This is a genomic window from Prosthecobacter sp., assembly GCF_014879935.1.
Classification (GTDB): domain Bacteria; phylum Verrucomicrobiota; class Verrucomicrobiia; order Verrucomicrobiales; family Verrucomicrobiaceae; genus Prosthecobacter.
The window spans coordinates 1-17,343 of the sequence record NZ_JACSRD010000121.1 but is presented as its reverse complement, the minus strand read 5'-3'; the positions used below and the strand labels follow the sequence as shown (position 1 = coordinate 17,343).

At 60.3% G+C, this 17,343-nt stretch carries 13 protein-coding genes and 1 pseudogene; 7 read left to right on the top strand and 7 right to left on the bottom strand.

The features are described 5' to 3' along the window. Together IAE77_RS09190 and IAE77_RS09185 are read right to left on the bottom strand one after the other, a co-directional pair. Positions 1-4,616, bottom strand: a 4,616-nt coding sequence (locus IAE77_RS09190) for an RHS repeat-associated core domain-containing protein (protein ID WP_294225064.1), incomplete at its 3' end; no start/stop codon positions are given. A 32-nt stretch (positions 4,617-4,648) separates the two neighbouring features. Then, positions 4,649-5,278, bottom strand: coding sequence for a hypothetical protein (locus IAE77_RS09185; protein ID WP_294225062.1), 630 nt, complete (start codon positions 5,276-5,278; stop codon positions 4,649-4,651). A gap of 467 nt (positions 5,279-5,745) precedes the next feature. On the opposite strand from IAE77_RS09185, the gene IAE77_RS09180 reads away from it, so the two are divergent. The 7 genes and pseudogenes from IAE77_RS09180 (at position 5,746) to IAE77_RS09150 (ending at position 11,728) form a co-directional block, all read left to right on the top strand. Further along, positions 5,746-6,183: a response regulator transcription factor gene (locus IAE77_RS09180; RefSeq protein WP_294225059.1), complete on the top strand. Its 438-nt coding sequence runs from the start codon at positions 5,746-5,748 to the stop codon at positions 6,181-6,183. A gap of 170 nt (positions 6,184-6,353) precedes the next feature. Next, entirely contained in the window at positions 6,354-7,139 is a 786-nt protein-coding gene (locus tag IAE77_RS09175) for an MBL fold metallo-hydrolase (protein ID WP_294225056.1), read from the top strand. A 109-nt stretch (positions 7,140-7,248) separates the two neighbouring features. Further along, entirely contained in the window at positions 7,249-8,763 is a 1,515-nt protein-coding gene (locus IAE77_RS09170) for a TIGR03790 family protein (protein WP_294225051.1), read from the top strand. Between the two features lie 72 nt (positions 8,764-8,835). Next, a pseudogene (locus IAE77_RS09165) lies at positions 8,836-9,027 on the top strand (SHD1 domain-containing protein); the annotation flags it as partial. A 353-nt stretch (positions 9,028-9,380) separates the two neighbouring features. Then, complete coding sequence (locus IAE77_RS09160; protein WP_294225048.1) at positions 9,381-10,241, top strand: PQQ-binding-like beta-propeller repeat protein; 861 nt, start codon at positions 9,381-9,383, stop codon at positions 10,239-10,241. Continuing rightward, positions 10,241-10,891 carry a family 16 glycoside hydrolase gene (locus IAE77_RS09155; RefSeq protein WP_294225047.1) on the top strand — a complete coding sequence of 217 codons (651 nt, stop codon included), beginning with the start codon at positions 10,241-10,243 and terminating at the stop codon, positions 10,889-10,891. The genes IAE77_RS09160 and IAE77_RS09155 overlap by 1 nt, the downstream gene beginning before the upstream one ends. Positions 10,892-10,948: 57 nt before the next feature. Continuing rightward, positions 10,949-11,728, top strand: a complete 780-nt coding sequence (locus IAE77_RS09150) for a cyclic nucleotide-binding domain-containing protein (RefSeq protein ID WP_294225043.1) — start codon at positions 10,949-10,951, stop codon at positions 11,726-11,728. 242 nt (positions 11,729-11,970) lie between these two features. Here the strand turns inward: IAE77_RS09150 and IAE77_RS09145 are convergent, their stop codons facing one another. The 5 genes from IAE77_RS09145 to IAE77_RS09125 are packed head-to-tail and all read right to left on the bottom strand — an operon-like array spanning position 11,971 to position 17,239. Continuing rightward, positions 11,971-12,534, bottom strand: coding sequence for an ankyrin repeat domain-containing protein (locus tag IAE77_RS09145; RefSeq protein WP_294225040.1), 564 nt, complete (start codon positions 12,532-12,534; stop codon positions 11,971-11,973). Positions 12,535-12,552: 18 nt separating this feature from the next. Further along, entirely contained in the window at positions 12,553-13,149 is a 597-nt protein-coding gene (locus IAE77_RS09140) for a hypothetical protein (RefSeq protein ID WP_294225038.1), read from the bottom strand. 41 nt (positions 13,150-13,190) lie between these two features. Then, the gene (locus IAE77_RS09135) at positions 13,191-16,208 is read right to left on the bottom strand and encodes a tetratricopeptide repeat protein (protein ID WP_294225035.1); all 3,018 of its coding nucleotides are present in this window, start codon (positions 16,206-16,208) and stop codon (positions 13,191-13,193) included. Between the two features lie 29 nt (positions 16,209-16,237). Then, the gene (locus tag IAE77_RS09130; RefSeq protein WP_294225032.1) at positions 16,238-16,837 is read right to left on the bottom strand and encodes a hypothetical protein; all 600 of its coding nucleotides are present in this window, start codon (positions 16,835-16,837) and stop codon (positions 16,238-16,240) included. A 39-nt stretch (positions 16,838-16,876) separates the two neighbouring features. Further along, a complete protein-coding gene (locus IAE77_RS09125; RefSeq protein WP_294225030.1) occupies positions 16,877-17,239 on the bottom strand; it encodes a hypothetical protein in 363 nt (120 codons plus the stop codon). Positions 17,240-17,343: the final 104 nt, after the last annotated feature.

Here is a 17,343-nt window from a genome sequence, read left to right as displayed (position 1 = left end):
GGCGGTGTCGTTGGCGGTGTTGTTGGCGGTGTTGTTGGCGGTTTAGGCGGCGAGGTAGGCGGCTTTGGCGGTGTCGATGGCTTTTGCCATGGGTTAGTAGGCGATTGCTTGCCGTACGGAGGCTTCTTTTGATTTGGCTTAGGCTTTAGTGACTTGTCTGGATAGCGACCGCCCTTTTCGCAATCATAATGCGGCCAGTGGTCTCTGTCTTCAGGATGGGGATACCATTTGGGCCCACCATTTGGGTCTTGTGAGAACGGCCCACGATTATCGTTGCCTGTTGTCCAATTGGGATTCCATCCTGGTGGCTTTTGATTTGGATCTGGCAAATAAGGGGAGCCAGGATTCAAGCCAAAGGGATCTCTTACCGAGTTTGGACAATTATTTATATACCTGTACACATTCACATCCCCCGCCTCAAACAGGATCGGGTCCGTCTGCATGAAGCTTCCCAGCGCCGCCGAGTACACGCGGTTGCGGTAGTCATACAATCCCGCCTCCGCGATCCACTCGCGGCCGGTGTAGAGGAAACGGTTGCCGAAGAACGAGGCGTCGCTGGTGGCGCTCGTGCCAGCGTTGGTCACCGTCACCTTGCCGAACGCGTCGTAGCGGTAGGTTTCCTCCAAGACACCCGCGCCATCGCTCAGCGCAATGACATTGCCCAGCGCGTCATGATGGTGGTAATGCGCGCCGCCGGTGTCTATCATGGCGAGGATTTCATCCACAACGGCACCATGCACGTAGCGGCGGATTTCATTGCCCGCGGCATCGCGTTCCTCGATCAAGTCCCAGCCATCCCACACGAGGTAGGTCGTGACGCCGCTGATCGTGCGGCTGACCACGCGGTTTTTCGTGTCATACACCTGCGTGACGGTTCCGCTGCTGGTGGTGATGCTCAACAGGCGGTTGCTGGCATCATAACTGGCGCTTTGCGCGCTGCTCTGCTGCTGCACATTGGCCGGAGCGCTGGTGAGGTTGCCGTTGGCGTCGTAGGTCACAGCGGACGCGTTCACCGCCGGATACTGGTTCACGCTGTTGGCCGTGGTGTACACATCGGTGAGCGTCGGCAGGCCGGTTCCGGTGCGCTTGACCTGCGTGCGGTTGCCCACCGCATCGTAGGTGTAGGCCATCGTGGTCACCGGCGTGGTGCCGGTGCTGCTGGCAGCGCTGTACCTCACGCTGGTGACCTGGTCGGTCAGGTCATAGCCGTACACATCCCAGGCCCCGCCGTTGACCTGCATGGCCGTGCGCAGGCCGCGCGTGTTGTAGGTGTAGCCACGCTGCTGGAGGGTGGTGCCACCCCGGGTGTGGGTGACGTTGAGGAGTTGATCGGCCACGTCATAGCCGTAGCTGGCAACGGTGCCGTTTTCCAGGGCCTTCTGCGCCAGAGTGCCGTCCAGGTTGTAGCTGTAGGAGGCCAAAGGCGGCGGACCGCCTGCGGAGAGGGTTTCCACCTGATTACGGGCGGTGTAAGTCGTCTCGATGATCTCGCCGCCGGGATAGGTCACGCTCTGACGCAGACCGTCCGCATTGTAGGCGTAGGTCACTGTCCAGGCAGCAGGCGCACCGGCCGTGGCCTGGGTCTCGGTGAGCATCTGGTTGGCACTGTCATAGCTGTAGCTGGTGGTGGTGTTTCCATTGCTGCTGGAAAGCAGCCTGCCCGCCGCGTCAAAACTGCGGCTGACATTGGGTGCGCCGCTGCTCCAGGTCTGCGCGGTTTCACGGTCACGGCTGTCGAAACTGGCTGTCATGACCTCCCCGGCGCGCGTGCGGTAGGTCAGGCGATTCCCGGCGTCGTCGTAAGTCCAGGTCTCGAAGCTGGCATCCGGATAAGTGAGCTGCGTCTGGCGGTGCACCAGATCGTAGGCATGGACGTGATCGTTGCCACGGGCGTCGATGAGGTGGGTCAGGTTGCCTTCCGCATCGTACTGAAAGCTGGTCGTCTGGGACTTGGGGTCCACCGTGGTGAGGCGGCGGTTCATGCTGTCGTAGCTGAAGGTGGTCAGCACGTTGCCGGGGCGCTTCTGGGTGAGCACATTGCCCACAGCATCGTAAGTGAAGTCCGTGCGGCGCAGCAACGCGTCCTTCACCCAGACACGTCGGTCCCGGTTGTCGTAGCTCATGGTGGATGTGTTCCCCTGGGGGTCCATGACTGCGGTCACATTGTCACTGGCATCGTAGCCATAGGTGGTCGTGGCGGCCTCAGCCGTTCCAAAGCCTTCCGTCTGGGTGATGAGATTCCACTTCAGATCATAGCCAAACTTCCGCTGCCGCCCCGAGGGCAGGGTGATGAGGATGGGCTTGGCATCCGTGTTGCAGGCGCTGCAGCCGCCGCCCGGCTCACCGTAGGAGACCAGGGTGGTGCGGTTCAACGGGTCCGTGGTGGAGGTGAGACGCTTGAACTCATCGTAGGTGCTGGTCCAGACGTGACCCAGTTCGTTGGTCTGCGAGATCAGGTTGCCATTGTCGTCATAGACAAAACCCTGGGTGCTGGTGTCTGGAAGCGTGACCTGGGTCACCTGGCCCCGGTCATTGTAGGTGTAGCCAGTGGTGTTGCCACGCGGGTCGGTCACGCTCGCCACCAAGTCGAGGCTGTTGTAGGTGTAAGTCGTGGTTTCACTTTCAGCATTGCTGAAGCTGACGAGCTGGCCTGTGGTGGAATACACGTTCGTTTCCACGCCGCCATTGCGCTGCTGGTGCGTCAACACCTGGCCGAAGGCATTATAAGTCCAGGTCTCAAAGGTGCCGTCCGCGTGATCCATCCGTGTCACCCGCCCGGTGCCATCACGGGTGTAAGTCGTGGTGCGCGGCAGGATGCCAGGACCGGTGATCGTGTGCGTCAGAACGCGTTCCCGGTCATCCCGCGTCCACGTCTCCACCGTGGTGTCAGGATAGGTTTTCGACAGCATGCTGCCCAGCGGGGTGCGTGTGTAGCTGGTGGTGTTGCCACGCGCATCCTTGCGAGTTTCGACATGGCCCGCGCCGCCGGCTGCAAAGGTCCAGGAGGTGGAGCCGCCGTTCGCGTCGGTGAACTTTGCCATGTTGGCGTTGGTCAGGTTGAACTGGAAGTTCACCACCGCGCCGTTCGGGTACACCGCCTGCGGCTTGTGCGCGCTGATGAAATCCGTGCCGGCGATCATCTCCCCCGTCAGCCCGCTGCGCTCCTCGCGCAGGAAGCCCAGCGCCGTGTCGGAATCGAACACATACTGCATCGTGGTGCCCTGGCCGACGATGCGCGGGTCGATGCTGTGCTCAAGAATGGGCCGTGTGAACTCATGCACCTGGGTGTAGGAGTACACCGCCACGCTGCTGTCGGGATAAGTCACGGAGGTCAGGATGCCCCAGCGGAACCAGGTGCTGGCATCTTCGAAAAGGTCGTAATTGTAGATCACGCCGCGTCCGTCGCTGGCCTCAACTTCCTTCACCACCCAGTTCGAGCTGCTGATTTCGTTCATGCCGATGAACGTGGCGTTGGCCACGTCCGCCACCACGCCGGAAGGAATGAAATAGCGGATCTTGGAAACGGTCCGTGCCGTGCCCGCGTCGATGCCGACGTAGCCGTTGCGCATGTAGGCGTAACGATAATAGGACCCGGTGTTGCCATCGAACGCCTTGTCCGCCTCCTCTCCCGTGGCGAAGACCGGATCGCTGCCAAATGGCGTCCCCGTGATCAACTGATCGTTCTCGTCGTAGAACTCCAGCTCCGCTACCGGGAGGGCCGGGTCGTTGGTGAAGTCATTGGCATAAAACAAGGTCAGAAACCGGCAGGCGGTTGAGTTCGTCACGGCGATTTCATGCCATTCGCCCGTCGTGGTGTCGGCGGGGCTCGAACCCAGCGTCACCCGCTGCTGGGCAAAACCGCCCTGGTTCAAATACGTCAGCTTCAACCAGCGCCCGGTCGGGTCTGTCACCTGCCGCAGCAGCGTGTCGTTGTCATTGTTGTAGGTGAAGGCGTACTGGTTGCCGTTCACATCTTCCATGCTCTCGATGCGGTAAAAAACCGCGCCGCTGTTGCTGTTCGTGCGCTGTTGAAAGCGGTAAACCTCGCCACCCATGTTGCGCAGGGCGAACTCCGCGCCGTTCTGCCGGATTTCCCAGTTGGCGTTCGCCGTCCCCACCCACAGCGCCGCGTCGGTGACGTCCTGCACAAACAGCAAATCCGCGCCGCTGGGCGTGCCCACCCGCAACTGCGGCTGCCCCTCGCCGGAAGTCCCGCCGCTGCGCATGTGCCACTGGTAATTGTGCGTCCACACCCCTTCGCGACCAAACCGCCCCTGACTGGACGCCTGGGGCGCCAGCCGCGTGTTGCTGTAACGCGCGAAATGCAGCGGCATCTCCCCGACGGAGCCGAACACCCGGAGATCGACGACATGGCGGTGCGCGTTGCCGCTGTAGGCGCTGAAGAAATTCGTGCCGTTGCAGTCATTCGGCGGCGGGCTCGAATCGTCATTGGGGCAGGGTTTGTTGCTGCCGCCGCCGCCCGAGCCGCCGGTGCAGCCCGGCGGCTGAGCAGGCCCGCCGGGCGACTGGTTGGCACAGGGATTGCCATCCGCATACAACAGCGAGGCCGTGGCGGCTGTCGCGGCCAGGAACAACCAGGAGGAATTCAGTTTCATAGCGTGTGTGTTGGAAAAGGGTTCAGGAAAAATCAGCGCTGGGCCGTGGTGCGCATGGTGTTGGGTTCACCCACCCAGAAATCCAGGGTCTTGACCTCCCCGGCAGGCGTGACCACCGTGACACGATGCGTTCCCACGTTGGCACTAGCCGCGAAATCAAAGGTGACCGACCGCTGGTCATCCAACATCACACGCTGGCTCATCTTCGCCTCCCCCAACGTGCCGCCATCTTGTGCGGTCAATGCCACAGGCATGCCTGGTTTTGAGGTCTGGAACTGCAGCCGGACGTTCATGTTTTCCCCAGGCGTGACCTGCACACGCGGAAATTCCCCCATCTGGTTGACCTCCAGATGCAGCTTCCGGTTGTCCGATCCTGTCGTCACCCGGGCCACCACTGGCTCACCTTCATAGTGCGGCCTGCCCTCAGGCCAGACGACCACGTCAAATCCCTGTGCGTCTGTCTGTCCACTCGTCACCGGCAGCAACCGGCGGGCCGGGGCCGAAACTGCGGCCGCCGTGGTTAGCAAAGGTGCCGTCACCGATCCTGCCGACTCCTTCAACGGCGGCGCGGCCACTGGCTTGCTTCTTTGAACCGATTGCTTTGCTAATGATTGGGCTGGCCCACTCACCAAGAACGCCATCGCAATCACGAGGGCAAACATCAGGACTATCAATGCTATTTTCATAAATGCGTCTGTTCCCAAAATTCAGAATGCAGGCTCATCCCACGCTCAAAGCGCCGCGATTCAGCCCGAAGCCGTCACTCCTGTCATGCCGGGCAAATCCCTGAATTTTTGTGAGTGAATCACTCAAGCGGCCACAAGATTCAACGGCTTGACACCGTCCGCCGTTTTTAGCTAAAAGCAGCGCATGGAGCATTTCCGCAAGCAAATCCTCATCGTCCAGCCTGTGCCGGTGGTGCGTCTGGGGCTGGTCCACATGATCGTTCTCGGATCGGAAATGAAGGTTTGTGCCGACTCGGCGACGCTGGCACGGGCACGCAGCCTACTGCCGCGTCACCAGCCCGACATCGTGATCGTGGATCCGGCCATGGAGGATGGCGAAGGCTTTGTGTTCCTCAAGGAAGCCAGCGCCCCCCCCGGGGAAAACCATTGTCTTCAGCCGTTCGTTGAACGCCGCGACCGCTCAGCGCGCGTTCCAATGCGGCGCACGGGCAATCATCTCGCATCAGGACTCGCAGGAGTCGGTGCTTGCGGCGCTGACCGCCGTGATGGAAGGACGCAGACACATTGCCCCATGCGCCAGCGATGCCATTGCAGGTGGCCTGGACTTTCCTGAAAACCAAGGAAAGCACCGTGCGGAACGGCTGCTCTCCGAAAGGGAACTGCAAATCTACCACCTGCTTGGCAGAGGCTGCGCCGTAAAGGAAATGGCGGCACAGCTCGGCATCTCGTCCAAGACGGTGGAGTCCAACCAAACACGGATGAAAGAAAAGCTGGGCCTGAAAAGCAACGCCGCTCTGCGGCACGAGGCCACCTTGTTTGTGAGCAGACAGGACGGACAGTCTGACGCTCCGAACACTGCTGGGTCGTCGCCTGACCACTGACCGCACACGCGATGGATCATCCTTGGGGGACGGAGTCCCCCGCTCCTTGGGACACCGTGGCCTGATGAGCATCAGGTGGCGAAGCGCGGGGTTTTCAAACACGGGGCGGCAGATCCATTGCCACGATCACAAATCGTGGCTAATCCTGCTGGATTCCACATCGAAACCCCATGCAAATGCAGCTCACCTTCCTCGGCACCGGCACTTCTGTCGGCATCCCGGTGATAGGCTGTGACTGTGCGGTGTGCCGGAGTACGGATCCGAAGGACAAGCGGCTGCGCTGCTCGGTTTACCTCCGCACGCCGGAGATGGCCTGGGTGGTGGACACGGGGCCGGATTTCCGCACGCAATGCCTGCGTGAAAACATCCGCCAGATCGACGCGGCGATCTTCACGCACCCGCACATGGATCATCTGACCGGTTTTGATGAGCTGCGGCGTTTCACCATCGAAGTGGATCATTTCCTGCCCGTCTATGCGACGGCGGAGTGCCTGTCCGTGCTGGAGCGCATGTTCATCTACGCCTTCAACGGCGAGAATCGCTACCGTGGCTACCTCAAACCTTTCCCGAAGCCGATCCACGGCCCGTTTCACCTGGGCGAGACGAAGGTCACGCCGCTGCCCGTGCAGCACGGCAAGGTCGATACGATCGGCTACCTCTTTGAACGCGGTGGCAAAAAGCTCTGCGCCTACATCCCGGACTGCAAGACGCTGCTGCCACAGACGCTGGAGGCGCTGCGTGGCGTGGACACGCTGATCATCGACGCCCTGCGCCACACGCCGCACCCCACGCACATGAGTTTCGAGGAGTCCCTGGCCGTGCAGCGTGAAATCCGCCCCCGTCAGACCTGGTTCACCCACATCCAGTGCGAGATCATGCACGCGGTCGAAGATCCGAAACTGCCCGCCGGCGTGAACATTGCGTATGATGGTCTCAAGCTGGAATGGATGGCGTAGAATGACGAATGACGAATGCAGAATGACGAATGGCCGAGCCGGTGCGCCCACGGGTGAGGCACTCATTCGGCATTCGGCATTCGTCATTCTGCTTTTCCTCGTCTTCTGCGTGCCTCTGCACGCACAGCTCGTGTCCGATTGGAATGCTGCGGCGGAGACTGCCGTTGTCTTCAATCCGGACTTTCCCGGCTCGGCCGAACTGGCGGCCTACTATGCGGAAAAACGCCACATCCCGCAGGAACGTGTGATCGGCCTGCGCTGCACGAAGGAAGATTCGATGTCGCGGGCGGAGTTCGATGCGCAGTTGCGGCAGCCTTTGCACGATCTCTTCCAAACCCGGCGCTGGTGGGTCGGCGAGCCGCCGAATCCGGCGAAATCGCTCACAGGCGACGGCATTCTGGCGCCTGCGGCCAGCGTTCCGACCGTGCGTGTGCTCGTTTTGATGCGTGGCGTGCCGTTTCAAATCCGCCGGACCGCCGCAGACCCGAAACCTTCGCAGGAGGACGAGGCCAGCGTCGATTCGGAACTGGCCACGCTCGGTCTGACGACGCCGCCGGTCAACGGAGGCCTGCGGAATCCCTATTTCAACCAGCCGACGCGTTTTCCGCAGTCGCAGAGCACAACCGGGCTGCTACTGGTCGGCCGGCTGGACGGACCCGATGACGCCACGGTGAAGCGCATGATCGATGACGCCCTCGCAGCGGAACAAACCGGCCTGCTGGGCCGTGCGGTGATCGATCAGGCGCAGAAGTCAGGTGTTTATCAGGAAGGCGAGGACTGGCTGAAACGCAGCGCCGACAGCTACCGCCAGGCCGGCATCCCTGTCTTCATCGACCGTCATGCCTCCGTGCTGCCTGAGGCGTGGCCGCTGCCGGACACCATCCTGTACTTCGGCTGGTACACCGACCACATCCTGGGTGCGCTGGCTTCGCCGGAGTTTCGCTTCAAGCGCGGCGCCATCGCCTGCCACCTGCACTCCTTCAGCGCCCACGTCATCCGCAGCCATGACCAGGCCTGGGCCGGGCCGCTGCTGTCCCACGGAGCCGCAGTCACGTTTGGGAACGTGTTTGAGCCGTATCTGTCGCTCACGGTGCATTTCGACATTTTCAACAAACGCCTGCTGGAAGGCTTCACCGTGGGGGAGGCGGCCTGGAACGCCACACCGGCGCTGTCCTGGATGAATGTGGTGCTCGGCGATCCCCTGTATCGTCCGTTTGGCAAAGGCATCGGCTCAAAGCTCGGCGACGGCAATGATCGCGATTACACGCTCTACCAAGGAATGGTGCAGCGCATGGCGGCTGAAACGGATTCACGGATCAAGACGGCCATCACCGAACTCGCCGTGAAGCGCAAGAGCCCGCGTCTGCTGGAGCTCACCGCCCTGCTTTCGGCGCTGCAGCAGAAGCTGCCCGAGGCACTCGACCTGCTCGAACACGCCGAATCGATGACGCGAGACATGGCCGACCTGCTGCGGCTGCGGCTCTATCGCGCCGAGATGCTGCGCCGTGCCGGAAACGCGGATGCAGCGCGCAGGCTGCTGCGGCAGGCGCTGGAAGATGATGCATTCAAAAGCCAGCCTTCCCGCGCAGCCGTTGACTCGCTGCTGCGTGAAATGGGGAGCTAAAAAGCTGTTCACGCTAAAAGGCGGTCGTTATCATCCGTTTGATCGGTTCACCTCACCCGCCCACATCCAAAAATGAAACGCACCCTCACCGCATGCCTGTCCCTTTGCCTCGCCCTGGCCGCGCAGGCTGAACTCCGCGTCTGGAAAGACGCCTCCGGCGCCCACGAGATCAAGGCCGAGCTCGTCAGCGTTCAGGGAGGCAAGGTCACCCTGAAACGCGAAAACGGCACGACCGTGACCCTTCCCGTCGCCAGTCTGAGCAAGGCCGACCAGGCGCTGCTCGGTGGTGGCGGCAGCGGCGGCTCCGCCACGGGTGACTGGCCACAATGGCGTGGCCCGAACCGCGATGACGTCTCCCAGGAGACCGGTCTGCTCAAAAAGTGGCCCTCCGGCGGCCCGAAACGCGTGTGGGTCAGTGAAGACGCCGGGCTCGGCTACTCAGGCTTCGCGGTCGTCGGTGGCAAACTTTACACGATGGGACTGTACGATGCGGAGGAGAAACTGATCTGCCTCGACACCGCCACGGGAAAGAAAGTGTGGGAGTCGCCCGTCGGCGCGATCTACAAGAACAAGTGGGTGACGGCCCGCGCTGCACCCCGACGGTCGCAGGCGGCAAGGTGTATGCCCTCGGCGGCAATGGTGACCTCGTCTGCGCCGATGCTGAAAGCGGCAAGAAGGAGTGGTCCATCAGCCTCATCAAGGACCTGGGCGGTGTGTTGCAAAACTGGGGCTACACCGAGTCCCCGCTGGTGGATGGTGACCTCGTCATCGTGACTCCAGGCGGGTCGAAGGGTGCCATCGCCGGCATTGATGCCAAAACGGGCAAGGTGAAATGGCAGACCAGTGATGTGACCGAGAACGCGCAATACTCGTCGATCATCCCGATCGATCATGGCGGCCAGCGCCAGTATGTGCAGCTCCTGATGAAGAGCATCGTCAGCGTCTCCAAGGAAGGCAAGGTGCTGTGGAAAACCGATTTCCCAGGTGCCGTTGCCGTGATTCCGACGCCGATCTTCAAGGACGGCCAAGTTTACGTGACTGCTGGCTACAAGGTCGGCAGCAAGTCGGTGAAGATCGATGGCAACAGCGTCACGGAAGTGTATTCCAACCCGGACATGCAGAACCATCACGGCGGCGTCATTTTGATCGATGGCAAGCTCTACGGCCACAGCGACAAGGGCGGCTGGACCTGCCAGGATTTCAAAACCGGTGAGATCGTGTGGCAGGACAAGGGCATCGGCAAAGGTGCGGTGGCCAGCGCGGACGGCATGCTCTACTGCCAGGCGGAGAACGACGGCACCATCGCGCTCGTCAAAGTGTCGGACAAAGGCTGGGACATGGTCAGCAGCTTCAAGTTGGAGGCCCAGACTTCCCAACGTGCCAAAGACGGCCGCATCTGGACCCACCCCGTCATCAGCAACGGAAAGCTCTACCTGCGCGACCAGGAGCTCATCTCGTGCTACGATGTGAAGAATTGATGAAACCAGACATCACATGCAATGAAGGCAGGGCCCTGTGGCTCTGCCTTTTTTGTCTTCTGGTCACTCATTGCGCACCGGAACGGAGGGCCGAGTGGAAGCTGCTCACGCCCGAATACTCCGCAGCATGGAAGGCTTCAGGCATTCAGGATGAAGGCGGTGTCACGATCAACCAGGGCGAAATCTCCCTGCGCCCCGGCCAGCCCATGACAGGAGCCCGGTTCGGCGCTTGGGACAGCGCCGCTCTGCCACTGACCCGATACGCCATCGAGTACGAAGCCATGCGAGTCGAAGGAAACGACTTCTTCGGCACCGTCACCTTCCCCGTGAACGATTCCCACCTCTCGCTCGTCGTTGGCGGCTGGGGCGGCACGCTCGTCGGCATCTCCAGCATCGACGACATGGACGCCAGCGAGAACAACACCCGCGGCAACGCCTTTTTCGAAAACAACCGGTGGCATCGCGTGCGCATCGAGGTGCGTGATGAGGAGATCAAAACCTGGATCAACGACAAGCTCTTCGTCAATGTGAGCATCAAGGGGCACAAACTCGGCCTCAGGGCCGGCGACATCGAGAAGTGCATGCCCTTTGGCTTCGCCAGCTACGCCACGCATGCCCGCATCCGCAGCGTGGTCATCCGCCGCCTCTGAAGGAAAGCCTGCCGACTGCACGCTTGACCTCAGAATGCCACCCGGTACTCTCGCCTCATGGCAACCGAACATTTCACCCGTGGTCAGGTCATCTTCCGTGAGGGCGACAAATCCCAGGAGGCTTACTTCATCGTCACCGGCCTCGTCGAAATCACCCTCAACACCTCCCACGGCGCGCAATCGCTCGCCAAGATCGGCCCTGGCGAGATTTTTGGCGAAATGGGCATGATCATGGATCGTCCCCGTTCCGCCACCGCCACCGCGCTCGAAAACACGACGGTGGAAACGATCGCGGAAAACGAGTTCGAAGAGCAGATCATCCAGCGCCGCGACCGTCTGCAGGTCTATCTCGCCACCTTGTTCGAGCGCATCCGCAAGACTGACCTCCTGCTCACCACCAGCACCAACGCCACCGTCCCGCTGACACCCAAGGCGAAACCGGCCAAGGAACCCGTCTTCCGCGTGAAGCTCCGCTCCCGCTACGAGGAGACCGGATTCGAGCACGCGCCGGTGGAAAAAACCATCACCAAGCTCCCCTTCCGCATCGGCCGGGCCTACTTCGACACCGCCACCTCGGCGCTCGCCCGCAACGATCTCTCCATTGACGAACAGCACCCCTACCAGCTCTCACGCAACCATTGCGAGATCGACTTCGAGCAGGGCCAGTTCATCCTCCGCGACCGCGGCAGCAAGCTTGGCTCCTGGGTGAACGGCGTCCAGGTCTCGCTCGACAGCGGCCTCATCTCCAGCCCGCTCAAAGTCGGCGAAAACCAAATCACCCTCGGCAACGCCGACAGCCCCCACCGCTTCACGATCACGATTGAGGAGCTGGGGTGATCGGCCGCTCCTCAATGCCGGACTGTTTTACTGACGTTGACGATGGATGCATTCTGGGAAGAGACGAAGGCAAACCCCACTTTTTGTGATGTTCGCCAATGAACTCGCACATGTCTTGGGCACAAGACGACAGGCACGCAGCCGCGATGACGACCACGAGACACAGCCCCCCCTGTGCTGAAAAGGTCAGATGCAGGGCGGCATGTGTTCATCGCTGTGATCCCTGTTGGTCGAGTGGATGCTCAATAGCGGGGCACATCTTGCTGATACCACTGGTTGGGCGGCCCTATGTTCCAAAAAAAATCTTTCATGAACCGTTCCCGGAGCTGATTGCCTGTTACTCCGGTGGAGTTTGTGCTCTTGGATCGCTGGCTCTGGGAGGATTTGCTGCGCGAGGCCGCCAAGAATTGCTGACGCCTCTGATCATACTGCCTCGTCCCCTCGGCGACATCAGCAGATGTGCCTGATCCGAGCTTCACGAGCTTGCCGGCGGTGGAACGATGGCCATTGGCGGCAGCGAGATAGGCCAGCGACTGTCCTCTGGGGTTCCTCACGTGGATGCTGGCACCATTGTTGTAGAGCACATCGATCATGCCTTCATTTCCATGGCCTGCCGCATAGGCCATGGGCGGAATGCCCCGAATCGGCATTGCGGCATTTCGGGGAGTGCAAGTGCGCATCACGCCAGTGACGTTGTTGCGCGTAACCGCAGATGCAAAGGCGCTATCGATCGCACCTCCCGAAAAGTCAGCGCATGAAGCAAGCAGCAGAAATGAGAAGAAGAGCAGCGGGCGGCAAGTTTTCATTAAAGTTAGAGATTAATTTCAAGGAGCAAGGTAAACAGCAGCATCTCCATCGGCAGTGACGATATCGCCACTGCGCCCACGCACGGGTTCAATGGGTTTTGGATCGCCTGCTTGATAGCCCCCATCCGACTTCTTGGTGAGCTTCATTTTCATCAGTGCGGGAGCGGTTTCGCCAGTCTCCTGGTTACGCACCGTTCCAGGGGTCACGATGAATTTGGCGTTACTGGAACTCACAGACTTCATGATGCTCTTATTGCTCGCTAATTGCTGGTTAGCGTGGGCTCTTGCCTGCTGTTGCTGCTCCACGCTGGCCTTGTAGATGCCTTGTGCAATCATCGCACCGAGGCTGACGAACGCTGCGGTGTTGCGGCTGCCACCCAGCCCCCGGTAATACGGAGACGGCACTCGAACTCCGCCAAAACCAGGCGAGCGATATGCTCCGCCCCCACCAAGCGCAGCGTTCATCAGGTCAGCCCCAACCGAGTTCAAAGGGTTCACGCCCATTCCAAGTTGACCGGGCGGACCACTCATCGGACCACTCATCTCGGCGCATGAGGACAGAAGCAGGCAGGAAGCAAGAGTGAGTGTAAATGGAAGACGAAGCGTTGGTTTCATGTCAGGGGATGTTTCTTGAGGGTTGGTAAGCGGAAAATTGATCAGCGCACACCGGGATAAGGCTCCGGTTTGCCCTCCTGGCGGGCGCGATAGTTGTCGTCGGCCATGCCACGGAGGGTCCGCTCACGGTCGGAATCCGAGAAGCTGCCACTGGACGAGAGCCCGTTCATGATGCGGGCAAAACTGTTCCAGTTCCGAGCGACACGGTCACGATCAAAGTCAGCAATGGCCTGGATGCAGGCTTTCTCATCCACCGTTCCAGGAGCAAGCTCGGTCAGCGGTCCAAGCGCTTCGCGAACGAGTTTTTCCGCACGAACCAAGTCCGGGTGATTGCCATTGGTTTGCCCTTGGAGGTGCCAGCGAGCCGCCAATCCAGACGCCAACCTCCATTTACTCAGGTTATGTATCAGTTTGCCAGCGGGGTTGTTGTCAGAGAGACGCACGGCCTCCTCAGCAAAAAATAGGCCGTCCGAAAACACCTGGGAGATGTGTTCCAGGACCCCTTTTCGCAGGTAGCCCTTTGCCATCGTGCGGTAGATGCTGGCTTTGAACAAGGGAGACTGCGCTGTCTCCAAAGCTTCGTCCCAGTCCCTGGCTGCTGACGCCCAACGCTCGCTCTTGTCGGACGAGTCCACTCCTTTGAGGGTCGTCCAGGAGGCATTGATGGTTGCCCTAACCTCGAGCAGTCGAGCATAGCGATCTGGCAGCGCCGCTTTCAATGCTTTGGAGTTGCCTTCCGCTGACATCAAGCCAGCCTCAATCGCGCTGAGGCCACGCTGGTAGTGATGCCTCACAATCGCATGATCGGTAAGGTCAGGATCAGCGCCTTTCCCAAAATGGGCCGCACCAAGAATCGAGTAGCCCAACGACCAAGGCATCCAGTCGGACTCCTTCGCCTTGTCGAGGTTCGAGATCGCCTCCCCGGCGTTTTCGATGCAGGTATCAAACTGCTCCAGATCGAGTTGCTTCCGGGCCTGGGTGAGCAGTTGCGTGACCTTCTCGTTTGTTGCTTGGGTACTTGCAACGACATTTGGCTGCTCATCGGGTGCTTTTGCAGCAGCAGACTTCTTCGGCGCGGGGCCGAGGTCTTTGAGGCGCTGCTGGGCATTCGCATTGCCGAGCTTGGCGGCTTTCTCGTAGAGTTCGCGAGCTTTGGCCTTATCCTTCTTCACGCCAAGACCGTTCTCATGGCAGGTGGCTAGATCAAAGGTTGCATCGGCATTGTCTTGGGCACTCGACTTGGTGAAGAGTTCCACCGCCTTCGCCATGTCCTTTTTCACGCCGCGCCCGCTGCTGTAGCACTTGCCCAGGTTCCACTGACCCCAGCTATTGCCGCCATCGGCGGACTTCTGGAGCCACTCGACGGCTTTGTTCAAGTCTTTGGCAATTCCTGCGCCATCGCGCAGATTTGCTCCCAGGTTGTTCATCGCCAAGAAGTGTCCTTTCTCGGCGGCTTTGGCATACCATACGTTGCCCTTTGCCTTGTCGGCGGGCGTTCCAGTGCCTGTGTCGAGACACCAGCCGGCGTTTAACATGCAGTCCGGGTCATTCAGCGCCACCCCGGCTTCGTAGTAGCCGAAGGCTTTTGCATCGTCCTTGGGCAGCCAAGTTCCTCCCCGATGAGCATCTCCCAAGGCACCAAATCCGAGCCCATCTCCCAGCTTCCCTGCCTGCAGATAAAGTTCCTTGGCCTTCTCCACATCCTTGGCTACGCCAACTCCGTTCGCAAAATTTTTGGCCAGATAGCGCATCGCCGTGGTGTTCCCCATCTCGATCGCTTTCTGGTAATGCTCATTCGCCTTCACCGGGTCTTTCTCCACGCCGCTTCCATTCTCGTAGTGGACCCCCAAGTTGACGAAGCCAAGAGGCTCACCCAGCTCCCCCGCCTTCCGGTAGTATTCGCACGCCTTTGCCAAGTCCTTCTCCACACCGGCCCCATTCACATAGTTAATGCCCAAGGAATTGTAGCCCCCTCCATCCCCGAGTTCACCGGCCTTTCGGTAGAGTCCATTGGCACGGGCCAGGTCCTTGGTCACTCCGTTGCCATTCGCATAGTTGATGCCTAGGTAGCGATAGGCCATGCCATCCCCCTGATCGCCGGCTTTCTGGTAAAGTTCATTGGCTTTGGTGAGATCCTTGGTCACGCCATTCCCGTTCTCGTATCTGACGCCCAAGTAAGTCAGTGCTGCCGGGTAGTCCTTCTCAGCGGCTTTCAGCATGAACTCCTCATGCTTGGCGAAGCTCTTTTCCACACCGTTCCCTGAGTGGTAGTTACCGGCCAGCCACACGAGAGCCAGCCCATCCCCTGCTTCGCCGGCCTTCAAATACCATTCATGGGCCTTGGCGATGTCCTTCGTCACCCCATCTCCATTCCAATAGCGAGCGCCAAGCAGCCGCATGGCGACGCCATAGCCTGCCTCGGCAGATTCGGTGAGGAGTTCCACGGCGCGGGCATCGTCCTTGAGGCAGCCGATCCCTTTCTGATAACAGACCGCCAGTTCCTGCTTCAGCACGCTGCTTTTGGCAGCCCCTTGTTCCAGCAACTCGGTGTATTTGGCGTCATCCTTTTCCGTCCCGGTGCCCTTGCGATAGGCTTCAGCCAGGAAATAGAGCCCCAGAGGATCATCGGCGACGGCCGCTTTTTGGAATAACTCAAAGGCTCTCGCCGGATTCTTTTCGCAACCACTGCCGTCCTGGTAACAGCGGGCCAGATTACGGATGGCGGTGAGGTCACCACTGGCACTGGCTTGCGTGAATTTATCAAAGGCCAGCTTGTCATCTTTCCCCCGGCCCCAGCCCCGGCCTGCGCAGATGGCGATGGCGGTGTCGCTTCCCGCTGCCGCCGCTTTCTCCATGAGTTCCCGGGTCTTTTTCAGGCTCTCCGGCGCACCGATGCCGAGGTTGTGGCGCAGACCGAGCTGGATGAGTGCCGGTGGATCACCAGCGTCTGCCCTGGCCTGAAGTTCGGCCAGGGGCATCTGGATGAGTTCGACAGTCTGGCCTGCGGCGAGAGACGAGAAAACCACCAGCAGAGAAGCGGTCAGGAGGGGCAATTTCATGCGCGGAGGAGAAGAAGATGGCGTGAGGTTCACTTCCGTTGTTTGGCAAACCAGGAGCGCCAGTGGTCCAGAGTCGCCTGATGGGTGGCCTTGAGCTCGGCCTTTGAGGGCATTTTGAGGTCCCTGTAGGTTTGTGCGCCGCGATCTCCCCAGTAATTCAACGCATCAGCGGGCAGCCTGCCCAATTTCGCATCCAGCTCCCCGAGCACTTGGTAAAGCTCGGCATGAGCGAGATAAAAAGTGTCAAACAACCGGTCTGCAAACTCGTCTGCGTTTTTGATCCCGCCTTCCCGCAACTCGGCATCCACAGCTTTGGTCGCACTTTCATGGGTTGCGTTGGCCACATGGAGGATCAAATGGCACACCCGCCGGGCCCCAGTCTGATCTGCAGGGATGCCGATGCAGCGACGGCCTTGGGCGTTGTAAAAGTTGCCGTTCTCCGTGGCGGTGGCCTTGGTCAGCAGATAGCCGCCGTCCGCATCCAGATTGGAGGCCATCTTCTGGTAAGTCTTGCTGTTCTGCTTGAGCCAGAGGTCCGCATTGATGTCGGAATCAAAACCGGGAAACTCAGCAGCGGTGAGACGGCATGCGGTCAAAACGACCGCAAGGGAGAGAAGGATGTGTTTCATCAGTTGGGTTTGGGTTGAATGGTGAAAGTGTCTGAAGCATCACCCGCCCACGGCGATGCTCACCTCCGCGCTCCCCGAGGCGGTATCGGGCCTGTAGGACGAGTTGAAGCCCAAATATGAAACGGTGAAGCCGTACTCGTCGCAGAGGTCCCGCATACTGAGAAGGTCGAGGTATTCGGAGGATGGGAGGCCGAACACGCGCAGCACAGCGTCGCCGCTGATCTTTCCGCGCTTCTTCACGATGTGCTCAATGATCTCGTGGTTCCACTGATGCTTCCTGATGTGCTGCTTCCGAGGGCGATGCCACGGCGCGGGCTCGAATCTGCGCACGATGGTGGGCGCGGGCGCAAGCTCGGGAACAACGTCGTCAGCCAGGCCCTCGCTCGTGTCCGGATCAGCCATGTTTTTCCCGACCCTCACTTCTCGATGGCGAACAGCCGGACGATGCCCGCGATCAGTTTCGCCTGCTGCGTGCGCTCAAGGGTCTGGAGGAGTCCGTGCGCGTC

Coding starts and splice junctions, on each gene's coding strand:
- IAE77_RS09185 (WP_294225062.1), bottom strand. CDS start 5,278: ATGTTTGCCCTCGTGATTGCGATGGCGTTCTTGGTGAGTGGGCCAGCC.
- IAE77_RS09175 (WP_294225056.1), top strand. CDS start 6,354: ATGCAAATGCAGCTCACCTTCCTCGGCACCGGCACTTCTGTCGGCATC.
- IAE77_RS09155 (WP_294225047.1), top strand. CDS start 10,241: ATGAAACCAGACATCACATGCAATGAAGGCAGGGCCCTGTGGCTCTGC.
- IAE77_RS09150 (WP_294225043.1), top strand. CDS start 10,949: ATGGCAACCGAACATTTCACCCGTGGTCAGGTCATCTTCCGTGAGGGC.
- IAE77_RS09145 (WP_294225040.1), bottom strand. CDS start 12,534: ATGAAAACTTGCCGCCCGCTGCTCTTCTTCTCATTTCTGCTGCTTGCT.
- IAE77_RS09140 (WP_294225038.1), bottom strand. CDS start 13,149: ATGAAACCAACGCTTCGTCTTCCATTTACACTCACTCTTGCTTCCTGC.
- IAE77_RS09135 (WP_294225035.1), bottom strand. CDS start 16,208: ATGAAATTGCCCCTCCTGACCGCTTCTCTGCTGGTGGTTTTCTCGTCT.
- IAE77_RS09130 (WP_294225032.1), bottom strand. CDS start 16,837: ATGAAACACATCCTTCTCTCCCTTGCGGTCGTTTTGACCGCATGCCGT.
- IAE77_RS09125 (WP_294225030.1), bottom strand. CDS start 17,239: ATGGCTGATCCGGACACGAGCGAGGGCCTGGCTGACGACGTTGTTCCC.